The 14,337-nt window shown below is 58.1% G+C and carries 13 protein-coding genes; all 13 read right to left on the reverse strand.

What is annotated here, in order from left to right:
• Positions 1 to 3 precede the first annotated feature (3 nt).
• The 13 genes from nuoN to RBB47_RS18925 all read right to left on the reverse strand — a co-directional run bounded on the left by nuoN (position 4) and on the right by RBB47_RS18925 (position 14,328).
• Entirely contained in the window at positions 4 to 1,443 is a 1,440-nt protein-coding gene (gene nuoN / locus RBB47_RS18865; protein WP_305987428.1) for an NADH-quinone oxidoreductase subunit NuoN, read from the reverse strand.
• Positions 1,444 to 1,466: 23 nt separating this feature from the next.
• Complete coding sequence (locus tag RBB47_RS18870) at positions 1,467 to 3,023, reverse strand: NADH-quinone oxidoreductase subunit M (protein WP_305987429.1); 1,557 nt, start codon at positions 3,021 to 3,023, stop codon at positions 1,467 to 1,469.
• Positions 3,023 to 5,032 (reverse strand): NADH-quinone oxidoreductase subunit L, encoded by a 2,010-nt coding sequence (gene nuoL, locus RBB47_RS18875; RefSeq protein ID WP_305987430.1) that lies wholly within the window; start codon positions 5,030 to 5,032, stop codon positions 3,023 to 3,025. The genes RBB47_RS18870 and nuoL overlap by 1 nt, the downstream gene beginning before the upstream one ends.
• A 6-nt stretch (positions 5,033 to 5,038) precedes the next feature.
• Positions 5,039 to 5,347 (reverse strand): NADH-quinone oxidoreductase subunit NuoK, encoded by a 309-nt coding sequence (gene nuoK / locus RBB47_RS18880; RefSeq protein ID WP_029063407.1) that lies wholly within the window; start codon positions 5,345 to 5,347, stop codon positions 5,039 to 5,041.
• A gap of 99 nt (positions 5,348 to 5,446) precedes the next feature.
• Positions 5,447 to 6,061 carry an NADH-quinone oxidoreductase subunit J gene (locus RBB47_RS18885; RefSeq protein WP_305987431.1) on the reverse strand — a complete coding sequence of 205 codons (615 nt, stop codon included), beginning with the start codon at positions 6,059 to 6,061 and terminating at the stop codon, positions 5,447 to 5,449.
• Between the two features lie 91 nt (positions 6,062 to 6,152).
• A complete protein-coding gene (gene nuoI, locus RBB47_RS18890; protein WP_305987432.1) occupies positions 6,153 to 6,641 on the reverse strand; it encodes an NADH-quinone oxidoreductase subunit NuoI in 489 nt (162 codons plus the stop codon).
• Between the two features lie 20 nt (positions 6,642 to 6,661).
• The gene (locus tag RBB47_RS18895) at positions 6,662 to 6,898 is read right to left on the reverse strand and encodes a hypothetical protein (RefSeq protein ID WP_305987433.1); all 237 of its coding nucleotides are present in this window, start codon (positions 6,896 to 6,898) and stop codon (positions 6,662 to 6,664) included.
• Positions 6,895 to 7,956 (reverse strand): NADH-quinone oxidoreductase subunit NuoH, encoded by a 1,062-nt coding sequence (nuoH, locus tag RBB47_RS18900; RefSeq protein ID WP_305987434.1) that lies wholly within the window; start codon positions 7,954 to 7,956, stop codon positions 6,895 to 6,897. The genes RBB47_RS18895 and nuoH overlap by 4 nt, the downstream gene beginning before the upstream one ends.
• Before the next feature lie 15 nt (positions 7,957 to 7,971).
• Complete coding sequence (gene nuoG, locus RBB47_RS18905; RefSeq protein WP_305987435.1) at positions 7,972 to 10,035, reverse strand: NADH-quinone oxidoreductase subunit NuoG; 2,064 nt, start codon at positions 10,033 to 10,035, stop codon at positions 7,972 to 7,974.
• Positions 10,036 to 10,061: 26 nt separating this feature from the next.
• Positions 10,062 to 11,363 carry an NADH-quinone oxidoreductase subunit NuoF gene (gene nuoF, locus RBB47_RS18910; protein ID WP_305987436.1) on the reverse strand — a complete coding sequence of 434 codons (1,302 nt, stop codon included), beginning with the start codon at positions 11,361 to 11,363 and terminating at the stop codon, positions 10,062 to 10,064.
• Between the two features lie 9 nt (positions 11,364 to 11,372).
• The gene (locus tag RBB47_RS18915; RefSeq protein ID WP_305987437.1) at positions 11,373 to 12,638 is read right to left on the reverse strand and encodes an NADH-quinone oxidoreductase subunit E; all 1,266 of its coding nucleotides are present in this window, start codon (positions 12,636 to 12,638) and stop codon (positions 11,373 to 11,375) included.
• 81 nt (positions 12,639 to 12,719) lie between these two features.
• A complete protein-coding gene (locus RBB47_RS18920; RefSeq protein WP_305987438.1) occupies positions 12,720 to 13,904 on the reverse strand; it encodes an NADH-quinone oxidoreductase subunit D in 1,185 nt (394 codons plus the stop codon).
• On the reverse strand, positions 13,897 to 14,328 hold the full coding sequence (locus RBB47_RS18925) for a GFA family protein (RefSeq protein ID WP_371932816.1): 432 nt from the start codon (positions 14,326 to 14,328) through the stop codon (positions 13,897 to 13,899). Before RBB47_RS18925 ends, RBB47_RS18920 begins: the two co-directional genes overlap by 8 nt.
• Positions 14,329 to 14,337: the final 9 nt, after the last annotated feature.

The raw sequence follows: 14,337 nt of genomic DNA on the forward strand, positions 1-14,337 counted from the left end.
CCGTCAGAAAAGTGACTGCGCCGCAGCGCTTGCCGCATTGACGACCTGGCCAGGCGCCAGCCAGAAAAGAACCACGAACACGCTCGACAGTCCGAGAACGACCCGGAGCTCCATCGGCATGGCCTCAAAGCCTTCCACCGGCTCGTCGAAGAACATCACCTTCACGATCCGGAGGTAGTAATAGGCACCCACAACGGACATAACCACGCCGATGATCGCAAGTGGATAGAGCCCGGCCTCAACTGCAGCCACGAAGACATACCACTTGCCGAAGAAGCCCACCAACGGCGGGATACCTGCAAGCGAGAACATGAGCAGCCCCAGAAGAATGGCCATCGGCAGGTTGGTTTGTGAAAGACCTGACAGATCGTCGATCTCTTCAACCATGCCATCCTTGCGGCGCATGGACAAAATGCAGGCAAAAACACCAAGCGTCATGCCGAGATAGGCGATCATGTAGAAGATCACCCCTTCGACACCGGTCTGGGTGCCGGCCGCCAGGCCAACCAGCGCATATCCCATGTGTCCAATCGAGGAATAGGCCATCAGCCGCTTTAGGTTACGCTGACCGATAGCCGCAAACGCGCCAAGCGCCATCGAGGCTATGGAGACGAACACCACAATCTGCTGCCAGTCGCTTGTGACCGGCTGGAACGCCTCAATCACGATCCGCACCATCATGCCCATTGCCGCCACTTTCGGTGCAGCGGCCAGAAACGCGGTCACGGGTGTCGGCGCCCCCTCATAGACATCGGGCGTCCACATGTGGAACGGCACGGCCGAAATCTTGAAGGCAAGACCTGCGAGAATGAACGTCAGGCCGATAACCAGTCCGATCGAAGCACCATCATGCGTCAGGGCTTCTGCAATGCCGGCAAAGGAAATCTGGCCGGTGAAACCGTAGACCAGTGACATGCCGTAGAGCAGCATGCCCGACGACAGCGCGCCCAGCACGAAATACTTGAGGCCCGCTTCCGTGGATCTGACACTGTCCCTGTTGATCGCCGCCACCACATAGAGCGACAGGCTCTGAAGCTCCAGACCCATATAAAGCGCGATCATGTCATTCGCCGACAGCATCAGCATCATGCCGAGCGTCGCCAGGACGATCAGGATTGGATATTCGAAATGGTCGAAGGACTGGCTCTTGGCATAGGCCCACGACATGGCAATGGCAAAGAACGATCCTGCCAGCACCAGGAGTTTGAGCAGATAGGCGAAGTCATCGAGCACGAATGAACCGCCGAACGTCTCGCCGAAACTCGGGACCAGCATCAGGATCAGGAACGTCGCACCGAGCAGTCCCATCGCGCCGCCAAAGACCGCGTAGCTCACGCCCTTTCCGCCGAAGGCTCCGATCATCAAAAGCACCATCGCGCCGACGGCAAGGATGATCTCCGGAAGAACCGGCATGAGATCTGGCAATTGAGTCACATCTGACATGGCTCTGTCTCGTCCTTGAAGCCTTAGTGCGCCGCTGCTGCTGCTGCCGCATGCTGGGTTACCCCGGCGGCCTCAAGCGCTGCAGTGTAATGGTTGATGAGATTGTCGACGGATCCCTGCGTCACATCCAGGATCGCCATCGGGTAGAACCCGAAGAAGATCGTCAGCACGACCATCGGGAACAGGATCACCTTTTCGCGAAGGTTCAGATCCAGCATCGACTTCAGGCTTTCTTTTTCGAGCGCGCCGAATATGACCCGTCGATAGAGATAAAGCGCATAGGCTGCCGAAAGGATCACGCCGGTCGTCGCAAAGACCGCGACCCAGGTATTCACCTGGAAGATCCCCATCAGCGTCAGGATCTCGCCGACAAAACCGGACGTTCCCGGCAGACCGACATTGGCCATCGTGAAGATCAGGAACACCACGGCATATTTCGGCATCAGGTTGACAAGACCGCCATAGGCCGAAATCTCGCGCGTGTGCATCCGGTCATAGATGACGCCGACACACAAGAAGAGCGCCCCGGACACAATCCCGTGCGACAGCATCTGGAAGATACCGCCCTGCACGCCCTGCTCGGTCATCGTGAAGATGCCCATGGTCACGTAGCCCATGTGAGCAACGGACGAATAGGCGATCAGCTTCTTGATGTCCTCCTGGGCGAGCGCCACAAGCGATGTGTAGATGATCGCCACCACCGACAGCGTATAGACCAGCGGTGCGAACATGTCGGATGCGATCGGGAACATCGGCAGTGAGAAACGCAGGAAACCGTAGCCGCCAAGCTTCAGGAGGATGCCTGCCAGGATCACCGACCCGGCAGTCGGCGCTTCGACGTGGGCGTCAGGCAACCAGGTATGCACCGGCCACATCGGCATTTTCACCGCAAAGGAGGCAAAGAACGCTAGCCAGAGCCATGTCTGCATATGAGCCGGGAACGCGTTGGAGGACACCAGCTCCGCGATGTTTGAGGTCTCCGCAGTCCAGTACATCGCCATGATCGCGATCAGCATCAGTACCGATCCGAGCAGCGTGTAGAGGAAGAACTTGTAGGAGGCGTATACACGGCGCTTGCCGCCCCAAACACCGATGATCAGGAACATCGGAATGAGGCCGGCCTCGAAGAACACGTAGAAGACCACCAGATCAAGCGCGCAGAACACGCCGATCATCAGCGTTTCCAGAACCAGGAACGCGATCATGTATTCTTTCACGCGGTTCTGGATGCTTTCCCAGGACGCCAGGATGCAGAACGGCATCAGGAACGTGGTCAGGATTACGAACAGGACCGAGATCCCGTCGACACCCATGCGATACTTGATGTCCTCAACACCCAGCCGCTCGGCAAGACCGCCGCCAAGCCAGGCGCGCTCTTCCACGAATTGGAAGCCCGGGTTCGAGTAGTCAAAATTACCCCAGATGAACAGGGACAGCAGGAAGGTCACGCCGGTGGTCACCAGGGCGACCATCCGGATGTTTTTCTTGCTGCCCTCATCGTCTCCCGACACCAGCAGGATGAAGAGCACGCCGAGCAGCGGCAAGAACGTTGTGACTGACAGAATTGGCCAGGCAATCATTAGTGTGCACCCCCGCCGGTGCTGCCACCGGTAAACATTGACCAGGTGATTAGTGCGGCCACACCGATCAGCATCGCAAATGCATAGTGATAAAGGTATCCGGTCTGCAGCCTCACGACCCAGGACGTGACGTTCTGGACGCGGGCGGAAATACCGTCAGGCCCGAACCCGTCGATGACGGTGCCATCGCCCTTTTTCCAGAGGAAACGTCCGAGCCACATGGCGGGACGGACAAACAGGAAGTCGTAGATCTCGTCGAAATACCACTTGTTCAGCAGGAACTGATAGAGCCCCTGGTGCCGTTCCGCGAGCTGCTTGGGCATTTCCGGCGAGCGAATGTAGAACCAATACGCAACCAGGAAGCCAAGCACCATCATGACGAAGGGCGATACCCTAACCCAGGCCGGCACCTCGTGCATGGCATGCAGAACGTGCAGGTCACCAAACGCCGGCAACGCACCGTTCCAGAAGGCATTGTAGGCCTCTTCGGAATAGAAGAACGAGTTGTAGAACACCATGCCGGCAAAAACGGCCCCGACCGAGAGAATGATCAAGGGGACGGTCATAACCAACGGCGATTCATGCACGTGTTTCATGACATCTACTGGAGCGCGCGGCTTGCCGTGGAAGGTCATGAAGGTCAGGCGCCAGGAGTAGAACGAGGTCAGCGCCGCCGCGATCACCGTTAGCCAGAAGCCGTAAAGAGCCATCGGGTTTGCATGATCACCGCCAGCGCCGGCGAAGGCTGCCTCGATGATACCGTCTTTGGAGACAAAGCCGGCGAACCCGATATGCGTAAACGGAATGCCGACGCCGGTAAGAGCCAGCGTACCTATCATCATTGTCCAGTAGGTGATCGGGATGTGTTTCCTCAGGCCGCCCATCTTGCGCATGTCCTGTTCGTCGGACACGGCATGGATCACCGAACCGGCACACAGGAACAGGAGCGCCTTGAAGAAGGCATGCGTGAACAGGTGGAAGATACCGATTGAATAGGCTCCGACCCCGAGCGCCACGAACATGTAGCCGAGCTGGGAACAGGTCGAATAGGCAATCACACGTTTGATGTCGTTTTGAACCAGACCGACCGTCGCCGCGAAAAAGGCTGTCGTTGCGCCGAAGAACACGATTACCGCGAGCGCCGTGTGCGACAACTCCATCAGCGGTGACAGGCGCGCCACCATGAACACACCGGCCGTCACCATGGTCGCCGCATGAATGAGCGCGGAGACCGGCGTCGGGCCCTCCATCGCATCCGGCAACCAGGTATGCAGCAGGAACTGCGCCGACTTGCCCATTGCACCCATGAAGAGCAGGAGGCAGATCACGGTCATGGTTGCCTGCGGATCGAGGTGATAGCCGAGGAAGGTCATCGCCTCTTCCTGCCCTTCGATGAAGGACGGCGCATCGTTGAAGATCGTCGTGAAGTCGATGCTTTGGAAGACGAAGAAGACGCCGAAAATACCGAGCGCAAAGCCGAAATCGCCTACACGGTTGACGACGAAAGCCTTGATCGCCGCAGCGTTCGCGGAAGGTTTCTTGTACCAGAAGCCGATCAGGAGGTAGGAGGCAAGGCCAACGCCTTCCCAGCCGAAGAACATCTGAAGCAGGTTGTCTGCCGTGACGAGCGACAGCATGGCGAAGGTGAACAGCGACAGATAGGCGAAGAAACGGGCCCGGTGCGGATCGTGGTGCATGTATCCGATGGAATAGACATGCACCAGCGCAGAGACCGTGTTCACGACCACCAGCATGACTGCCGTCAGCGTATCCACGCGGATCGACCAGGACACTTTCAGGTCACCGGCGTCGATCCAGCGGAACAGTTCGACAATCTGAAGTTCGGATCCGCCGAGCCAGAAACCGAAAAACGCGATCCACGAGAACAGTGCAGCCACAATGACGAGGCCACTGGTTACATATTCACAGGCTTTGTCGCCGATGGTGCGGCCGAACAGGCCTGCGATCAGGAAGCCGATGAGCGGCAGGAACAGGATTGCTGAATACATCGGCCCCTACCCTTTCATCACGTTGACGTCTTCAACGGCAATGGAGCCGCGGTTCCGGTGGAACACCACCAGAATTGCCAGGCCGATTGCCGCTTCGGCAGCCGCCACGGTGAGTACCAGCATCGTAAAGATCTGCCCCATCAGGTCGCCGAGGAACGACGAAAAGGCGACGAAATTGATGTTCACCGAAAGCAGAAGAAGCTCGATCGACATCAAAATGACAATCACGTTTTTCCTGTTCAGGAAGATCCCGAAAATCCCGATCGTGAACAGGATCGCCGCGACCGACAGATAGTGCGACAGACCGATTTCCATGGGCGCCTCGCCGTGCTCCCCTCGTTTACCCCAACCGGAAACCGCACTGAGGAGCGTGCTGGTTCCCGGACTTTCTCAATGTGACGCAGTCAGGCTGCGTCAGATCCCCTTGCCCGACTCGACTTTCCGGACCTCGATGGCGGCTTCTCTTGTCCGCCCGACCTGTTCCGGAATGCTTTGCCGTTTGACGTTCGGCTTGTGGCGAAGCGTCAATACGATGGCGCCGATCATCGCCACCAGAAGCACCAGGCCCGCGACCTGGAAGAAGTAGATGTATTTCGTGTAGAGCACCGAACCGATGGCTTCGATATTGCTCGTCTGCGCCAGATCCGGTGTTGGTTCGGCTCCTTGACCAATCAACTCCGGCACCAGGATCCACGCCCCCAGGCCCATCAGAAGCTCGATCATCAGAATAAAGCCGACAAGGCTGCCAATCGGAAGGTACTGCAGGAAGCCCTGACGAAGTTCGACGAAATCAACGTCCAGCATCATGACGACGAACAGGAAAAGCACAGCGACAGCACCGACATAGACCACCACGAGAAGCATCGCCAGATATTCAGCGCCAAGCAAAACGAACAGACCAGCCGAGTTCACGAAGGCCAGGATCAGAAACAGCACCGATGTCACCGGATTGCGGGCCGCGATCACCATAAAACCCGACGCCAGCGTGATACCGGCGAAAAGGTAGAAGAAAAGGGCTTTCAGGATCATATTAAGACCTGCCTGTCGTGTGGCCCTCGCGGGCCGGAAATGCGGGGCCCGGCCGGATTGCCAGGCTGAAGGTTGACTGTTCGGTTAGCTCCTAACGGTAAGGAGCATCCATTTCAATGTTCCGGGCGATTTCGCGTTCCCACCGGTCACCGTTCGCAAGCAGCTTTTCCTTGTCGTAGTAAAGCTCTTCGCGGGTTTCCGTGGCGAACTCGAAATTCGGCCCTTCAACGATCGCATCCACCGGACAGGCTTCCTGGCAGAAACCGCAGTAGATGCATTTGACCATGTCGATGTCATAGCGGGTGGTCCGGCGCGTACCATCGTTACGACGCGGTCCCGCTTCAATCGTGATTGCCTGTGCGGGGCAAATTGCCTCGCACAATTTGCAGGCGATGCAGCGTTCTTCACCGTTCGGATAGCGGCGCAATGCATGTTCGCCCCGGAAGCGCGGACTAACCGGTCCCTTTTCGAACGGGTAGTTCACGGTCGGCTTCGGCTTGAAGAAGTAACGCATCGCCAGAAAGAATGCCGACACGAACTCCTGCAGAAACAGCGATTTGACGGCTTGATTAAGTCCCATCGCGTCTTGCCTCTCTTTCCTCAACCAGCCAGCAGGCTGGCTGCCCAATACCCGATAATCGGGAAACCGATCACCGGAACTCCAAAAATCAGCGCACTCAATGGCGCCTTGTACTTTGCCGCGGCGCCCCCGTCGCCACCGGCCTGCCTGTTCTTCATCTCTGCCGCCTGAAGCATACCCTTCAGGATCTTGTAATCGAGCCAGCCGACGTAAAGTCCGACCAATCCGCCGATTACCCCGGCAAGGGACACCGTCACGCTGCGCCCGGTGCCCAACCGGTTGCCATCAGCACTGCGGCAACAACCACGACCATCGCCAGTGACAGCGGCAGGAACACTTTCCAGCCAAGGCGCATCAGCTGGTCATAGCGGTAGCGTGGGACCATCGCCTTGACCATGGCGAACATGAAGAAGCACAGCAGACACTTCAAAATGAACCAGACGACGCCCGGAACCCAGGTAAAGGGTGCAAAGTCGAACGGCGGTAGCCATCCTCCCATGAAGAAAATGGTCATCAGCGCGCACATCAGGCAGATGGCGACATACTCGCCGAGCATGAACATCATGTACGGGGTTGATCCATATTCCACCATGAAACCGGCAACCAGTTCTGATTCCGCTTCGGCAAGATCGAACGGAGGCCGGTTGGTCTCTGCAAGCGCGGAGACGAAAAACACCACAAACATCGGGAAGAGCGGCAGCCAGTACCAGTTCAGGAAGGACAGCCACGGAACGCCCAGGAGCGTCGCAAGACCGGTCTGCTGCGCCTCAACAATACCGGTGAGGTTCAAGGTTCCGGCGCACAGCAGCACGGTGACAATCACGAAACCGATGGAAACTTCGTAAGACACCATTTGCGCTGCGGACCGAAGTGCCGACAGAAAAGGGTATTTCGAGTTGGATGCCCAACCGCCGATGATCACGCCATAGACCTCAAGCGAGGAGACGGCAAACACGAAGAGAACACCGACGTTGATATTTGCGATCACCCAGCCGTCCGCAACCGGAATGACGGCCCAGGCCGAAAGAGCCAGGAGCACGGAAATCAACGGCGCCAGCAGGAACAGAACCTTGTTGGATCCATCCGGAATGACCGGCTCTTTCAGAACGAATTTCAGGAGATCGGCAAAACTCTGCAGAAGCCCCCAGGGTCCGACAACGTTCGGGCCCCGGCGGATCTGGACTGCTGCCCAGATCTTGCGGTCTGCGTAAAGAATGTACGCGACGATCACCAGAAGCACGACCATCAAGACGATGCTCTGCAACGCAATCAGCAGAAATTGCCCCAAGTAGGTCGTCGTAAAGAACTCAACCATTTCGACCCCTACCCCTTATTCAGCCGCTTCTGCCGCCCGCGAGCGCGCGAGCGCCGAACACTCGGCCATCGTCTTCGAGGCGCGTGCGATCGGGTTGGTCAGGAAAAAGTCATGGATCACGTTTGCAAACCCGGCACTGTCCATTTTTGCAGACGCGTCGGCAAGCTTCTCGATATCTGCACCTTCGCCGGGCTCGATTGCGTCGATGCCGGTCATGTGCGGATACGCTTCGAATAGCTTTGCACGCAGTTCGGACAGGGAATCAAACTCAAGTGTCTGACCCAGGTTCGCCGAAAGGGCCCGCAAGATCGCCCAGTCCTCACGTGCGTCACCCGGTGGGAACGCAGCCCGGTCGGCCATCTGAACGCGGCCTTCCGTATTGACGTAGATTGCGGACTTTTCCGTGTAAGCGGCACCAGGCAGGATCACGTCGGCGCGATGCGCGCCCCGGTCGCCATGTGTACCCTGGTAAACCACAAATGCGCCTTCCGGCACTTCGATCTCATCGACGCCGAGCAGGAACAGAACGTCAAGCGCGCCTGGCTCGAGCATGCCTCCGGTGTCTTTGCCGCCCTCACCCGGAACAAAGCCGATATCGAGCGCACCGACTTGCGAAGCTTCGGAATGCAGGATGTTAAAGCCGTTCCAACCATCCTTGATGACACCGAGCGACTTTGCAGCAGCCGCCAGATTTGCCAGAACAGCGGCGCCATCTGGCCGGTTCAGAGCTCCCTGCCCGATGATGAACATTGGGCGCTCCGCCTTTGCAGGCGCATGGTCGACAAACTGTTTCAGGCTCTCCGGACCGGCACCGAGATAGGTTACCGGATAAGTCAGGTCGGCATTTTCGCCAATCAGTCCAATATGGAGGTCGCCGTGGGTCCAGCGCTTGCGGATACGCGCGTTCAGCACAGCGGCTTCCTTGCGCGGATTGGTGCCGATCAGCATGATCGCGTCGGCGTCTTCAATGCCCTGGATCGTGGAATTGAAGAGATAACTTGCACGCCCGTTTTTCGGATGAAGAGGAGAACCGGGAAAACGGCTATCGATATTCGCAACGCCAAGTTTGTCCATGAGGCTCTTCAGCGCGAACATATCCTCAACACCGGCCAATTGCCCGGCAAGTGCTCCGATCTTGTCCGAAGAAGATGCCTTCACTTTGTCGGCAATGATCTGGAACGCTTCGATCCACGACACCGGTTGCAGCTTGCCGTCTTTCTTGGCGTAGGGCCTATCGAGCCGCTGGGTTTTCAGACCGTCCCAAATGTAGCGCGACTTGTCCGAGATCCACTCTTCGTTGACCTCTTCGTTGAGCCGCGGCATGACGCGCATGACTTCCTTGCCTCTGGAATCCACACGGATCGAGGAGCCGACCGCGTCCATCACGTCGACGCTTTCCGTCTTCGTCAGTTCCCAGGGGCGCGCATGAAATTCGTAGGGTTTATGCGTCAACGCACCGACCGGGCAAAGGTCCGCCACGTTCCCCTGCATCTCGGAAGACAGCGCGGCTTCGAGATAGGTCGTGATTTCCGCATTTTCTCCACGTCCGACCAGCCCCATGTCGGTCACACCGCACACTTCGGTCGTAAAGCGGACACAGCGCGTGCAGTGAATGCAGCGTGTCATGATCGTCTTGATGAGCGGACCGATTTCCTTGTTGTCGACCGCGCGCTTGTTCTCATGGAACCGTGATCCGTCGACGCCATAAGCCATCGCCTGATCCTGAAGGTCGCATTCGCCGCCCTGATCACAGATTGGGCAATCAAGCGGGTGATTGATGAGCAGGAACTCCATCACCCCTTCGCGCGCGCTCTTGACCATTTCGGACTTGGTTTCGACAACGGGCGGTTCCCCGTTCGGTCCGGGGCGCAGATCTTTCACACCCATGGCGCAGGAAGCTGTCGGCTTGGGCGGACCGCCTTTCACCTCCACAAGGCACATGCGGCAGTTGCCGGCAATCGACAGCCGGTCGTGGTAACAAAACCGCGGAACTTCGGCGCCCGCTTCTTCACAAGCCTGAAGCAGCGTATAATCCGCCGGGACGTCCACTTCCTTGCCGTCGATGATGAGCTTCGTCATCCGTTGCTCTCCAAATCCCGTTCCGCTTATTCAGCCGCCAGCATGGTCGAAGACGATTTCGACTTGGCGACATAGTCGTCGATACGTTGTTCGATGACAGGTCTGAAATTCTTGATCAGTCCCTGGATCGGCCAGGCAGCCGCATCTCCAAGCGCACAAATCGTATGGCCCTCGACCTGCTTGGTCACCTTGAACAGCATGTCGATCTCCTCATAGGAGGACTCACCCTTGACCATGCGTTCCATCACGCGCCACATCCAGCCGGTACCTTCACGGCACGGCGTGCACTGGCCGCAGCTTTCGTGCTTGTAGAAGTAACTCAGACGGGCAATCGCCTTGATGATGTCGGTGGACTTGTCCATCACGATGACCGCGGCCGTCCCGAGACCCGAGCCCAGGCCACGCAACGTGTCGAAATCCATCGGTGCGTCTTTGATTTGCTCTGAGGTGCAGCACGGAACCGAAGATCCGCCCGGGATCACCGCCAGCAGGTTGTCCCACCCGCCCCGGATGCCACCGCAGTGCTTGTCGATCATCTCAGAAAACGGAATGCCGAGCTCTTCTTCGAAGGTTGCCGGCTGATTGACGTGGCCTGAAACACAGAAAAGCTTCGTGCCGGTGTTGTTCGGGCGACCGAGCGCGGAAAACCATGCGGCTCCGCGGCGCAGGATCGTCGGAGCAACCGCGATCGATTCAACGTTGTTCACCGTCGTCGGACAGCCATAGAGGCCGACATTGGCCGGGAACGGCGGTTTCAGGCGCGGCTGCCCCTTCTTGCCTTCCAGGCTCTCCAGCAGAGCAGTTTCTTCGCCGCAAATGTAAGCGCCGGCACCGTGGTGGATGTAAATGTCGAAATCGTAGCCGTTCTTGTTGTTCTTGCCGATCAGACCCGCGTCGTAGGCCTGATCGATTGCCGCCTGCAGGCGTTCGCGTTCCCGGATAAACTCGCCGCGAACGTAGATATAAGCGGCAACTGCACCCATTGCGAAACCGGCCACGAGGCATCCTTCGACCAGCGTGTGCGGATCGTGGCGCAGGATCTCGCGATCCTTGCAGGTACCCGGCTCGGATTCATCGGCGTTGACGACGAGATAAGCCGGCCGGCCGTCGGATTCCTTCGGCATGAAGGACCATTTCAGGCCTGTCGGGAAACCTGCTCCGCCTCGTCCGCGCAGACCGGAATCCTTCATTTCCTGGACAATCCAGTCCCGGCCCTTGTCGAGCAGCGCCTTGGTATTGTCCCACTGGCCGCGCTTTTTTGCGCCTTCGAGGCCCCAGTCGTGCAGACCGTAGATATTGGTGAAGATCCGATCCTGATCCTTCAGCATCTCTTCCCCCTAGTCTTCGCTCTTCGAGGAAGCCACTTCTCCGGCATCCACGCGCTTGGAAAATTCAGTGTCTTCACCGGCAGCCAAGGTTTTGGCCTGCTCGATCCAGCCGTCCCGTTCGATCCGGCCCTTGAATTTCAGCCGGCTGTCCACCCAGGCAACCTCTTCCGGCCCCCACGCAGCGACCTGGTCGAAGTGGAAGAACCCCAGCTCATGAAGCGTGGCTTCAAGCTTGGGTCCGACACCTTTGAGCTTTTTCAAATCGTCCGGTTTGCCACCGCGAGCTTCTTTGAGCGTTTCTGGCGCTTTCTCCTCAACGGCCGTGGCCGCTTCGGAAGCTGGCTCAGGTGCAGCAGCCGGGGCAGCTTTCTCAGGCTTTGCCGGGGCAGCCTTCTTTTTCGCAGCTGGTGCCTTCTTTGGCTTCTCCGCCTTCGGAGCGGGCGTCTCTTCCTTCTTGGCTGCAGGTGCAGGTGCAGGAGCCGGTGCCTCTGCCTTTTCCGCTACCTTTGCGGCATGCGCGGCAATCACCTTGGCAACTGCGTCTTCCGCCGACGTGGGAACGCCGTCATAGTCATTGCCACCGGCATTGATTGCGGCACCTGCAAAGGCGTGAGATGCTTTTTCCGCACCGTCCACCACATGCGGGACAGGCAGCGTACCCTGCGAGCTGTCGTCTATTTCGGTGAGACTGGTAAGCCCCCCTTCAGCCATGGCGAACCTGCGGCCGTTCTGGGGCCCAGGCGTAACTTCATTGCCGGCTGCAATGTCATCCAGCAGCTTCTCGAAGCTCTCCGGAGTGAGGTCTTCGTAGGTGTCCTTGTAGATCTGCACCATCGGCGCATTGACGCAAGCACCAAGGCACTCGACCTCTTCCCAGGAGAACATGCCGTCCTCGGAAATGTCGTGCATGTGCTTCGCGATCCGGCTCTTGCAGATCTTGATCAGGTCTTCGGAGCCGCGCAACTGGCACGGCGTCGTGCCGCAGACCTGAATATGCGCCTTTTTCCCGACCGGCTGCAGCTGGAACATGGTGTAGAAGGTCGCTACCTCCAGAACACGGATATTCGGCATGTCCAGCAGTTCCGCGATGTAGCGGATGGAGGGCTCGCTGACCCAGCCGTCATTTTGCTCCTGGGCGCGCCACAAAAGCGGAATGACCGCCGAGGCCTGGCGGCCTGCCGGATAACGATCGATCAGCTTTTTCGCCCACGCGAGGTTTTGCTCGGTGAAGGCGAAGCTTTCTGGTTGGTCCGCGGCAAGTCGGCGAACTGCCATGGTGTTATCCCCGTTCTGTCACTTTGACCGGAGCCGAAAAGGCGGCTGCCAGGGTCGTAAACTGGTGGCAAACCCGCCGCATCAGCGGTCGACCTCACCGAAAACGATATCCATTGACCCCAGCACCGCCGAAACGTCGGCAAGCATGTGGCCGTTGCACAGGAAGTCCATTGCCTGCAAGTGGGCATAGCCTGGTGCCTTGATCTTGCAACGATACGGCTTGTTCGTGCCGTCTGAGACAAGATAGACGCCGAACTCGCCTTTCGGCGCTTCAACGGCTGCATACACCTCCCCGGCTGGCACGTGATAGCCCTCGGTGTAAAGTTTGAAGTGATGGATCAGCGCTTCCATGGAACGCTTCATCTCGCCGCGATTCGGCGGCACGATCTTGCCGTCAACGGATGAAACCGGCCCGGTTTCAACGGTGAGTTTTTCAAGGCACTGCTTCATGATGCGCACAGACTGACGCATTTCCTCCATCCGGATCAGATAACGGTCGTAGCAGTCGCCGTTCTTTCCGATGGGGATATCGAAATCGAGTTCCGAATAGCACTCATAGGGTTGTGATTTACGCAGGTCCCAGGCTGCTCCCGAACCGCGGACCATCACACCTGAAAAGCCCCAGGCCCACGCGTCGTCCAGATCGACGACACCGATGTCCACGTTCCGCTGTTTGAAGATCCTGTTGTCCGTCAGCAGACCTTCAATATCGTCGCATGTCTGCAGGAATGGGTCGCAGAAATCCCAAATGTCGTCCAGAAGGTCGCGCGGCAGGTCCTGGTGCACACCGCCTGGCCGGACATAAGCGGCATGCATGCGCGCGCCGCAAGCGCGCTCATAAAACACCATAAGCTCTTCGCGCGGCTCAAAGCCCCAGAGCGGCGGCGTCAGAGCACCAACATCCATGGCCTGTGTGGTCACATTCAAAAGATGCGATAGCAGGCGGCCAATCTCAGAATAAAGCACCCGAACAAGCTGACCACGCTTGGGCACTTCGATGCCCAGCAAACGTTCGACGCCGAGCGCGAACGCATGTTCCTGGTTCATCGGAGCCACGTAGTCGAGGCGGTCAAAATACGGAACAGCCTGCAGGTAGGTTTTCTGCTCAATCAGCTTTTCGGTACCGCGGTGAAGCAGGCCGATATGCGGATCGACGCGTGTCACCACTTCGCCATCCAGTTCGAGCACGAGCCGAAGAACCCCGTGCGCAGCCGGGTGCTGCGGTCCGAAGTTGATATTGAAGTTTCTAACCTGAGCTTCAGCCATGTTGAGGCCCCTGTTGGGATGCAAAGAGCTCCATGACCTGTGCACCCGTGAGTTTTCTGGTCGGATTGGCGAAGTCGAAATTGCTCGGCTTCTCGTCGACAAAGATTTCGGTCGTGAACTTGAACGCTTCGGGGTCATCGAACGCCCCAACAGCTACGCCTGCGTGACTGCCGTCCTTCATCATCCAAAAGAGCGTCGAACCGCACTTCCGGCAGAACTGGCGGATGCCCCAATCCGACGATTCGAACGTTGCAAGGTCAGTTTTGTCTTCCACTTCGACGCTGTCGCAATTCACTTCCATGAACGCGCCCCCACTCCAGCGGCGGCACATCGAGCAATGACAAACACCCATTTCCATTTTCGCCGGGACCGCAGTAAATCTTACCGCGCCGCAAAGACAACCACCCTTCAGTTGCTCGCCCATCCCGCTCTC

The organism is Roseibium sp. MMSF_3544, from assembly GCF_030732845.1.
GTDB lineage: Bacteria > Pseudomonadota > Alphaproteobacteria > Rhizobiales > Stappiaceae > Roseibium.

What these genes read in the sequence shown, in the direction of transcription:
- nuoN (WP_305987428.1), bottom strand. Translation starts at nt 1,443, where the DNA reads ATGTCAGATGTGACTCAATTGCCAGATCTCATGCCGGTTCTTCCGGAG.
- RBB47_RS18870 (WP_305987429.1), bottom strand. Translation starts at nt 3,023, where the DNA reads ATGATTGCCTGGCCAATTCTGTCAGTCACAACGTTCTTGCCGCTGCTC.
- nuoL (WP_305987430.1), bottom strand. Translation starts at nt 5,032, where the DNA reads ATGTATTCAGCAATCCTGTTCCTGCCGCTCATCGGCTTCCTGATCGCA.
- nuoK (WP_029063407.1), bottom strand. Translation starts at nt 5,347, where the DNA reads ATGGAAATCGGTCTGTCGCACTATCTGTCGGTCGCGGCGATCCTGTTC.
- RBB47_RS18885 (WP_305987431.1), bottom strand. Translation starts at nt 6,061, where the DNA reads ATGATCCTGAAAGCCCTTTTCTTCTACCTTTTCGCCGGTATCACGCTG.
- nuoI (WP_305987432.1), bottom strand. Translation starts at nt 6,641, where the DNA reads ATGGGACTTAATCAAGCCGTCAAATCGCTGTTTCTGCAGGAGTTCGTG.
- nuoH (WP_305987434.1), bottom strand. Translation starts at nt 7,956, where the DNA reads ATGGTTGAGTTCTTTACGACGACCTACTTGGGGCAATTTCTGCTGATT.
- nuoG (WP_305987435.1), bottom strand. Translation starts at nt 10,035, where the DNA reads ATGACGAAGCTCATCATCGACGGCAAGGAAGTGGACGTCCCGGCGGAT.
- nuoF (WP_305987436.1), bottom strand. Translation starts at nt 11,363, where the DNA reads ATGCTGAAGGATCAGGATCGGATCTTCACCAATATCTACGGTCTGCAC.
- RBB47_RS18915 (WP_305987437.1), bottom strand. Translation starts at nt 12,638, where the DNA reads ATGGCAGTTCGCCGACTTGCCGCGGACCAACCAGAAAGCTTCGCCTTC.
- RBB47_RS18920 (WP_305987438.1), bottom strand. Translation starts at nt 13,904, where the DNA reads ATGGCTGAAGCTCAGGTTAGAAACTTCAATATCAACTTCGGACCGCAG.
- RBB47_RS18925 (WP_371932816.1), bottom strand. Translation starts at nt 14,328, where the DNA reads ATGGGCGAGCAACTGAAGGGTGGTTGTCTTTGCGGCGCGGTAAGATTT.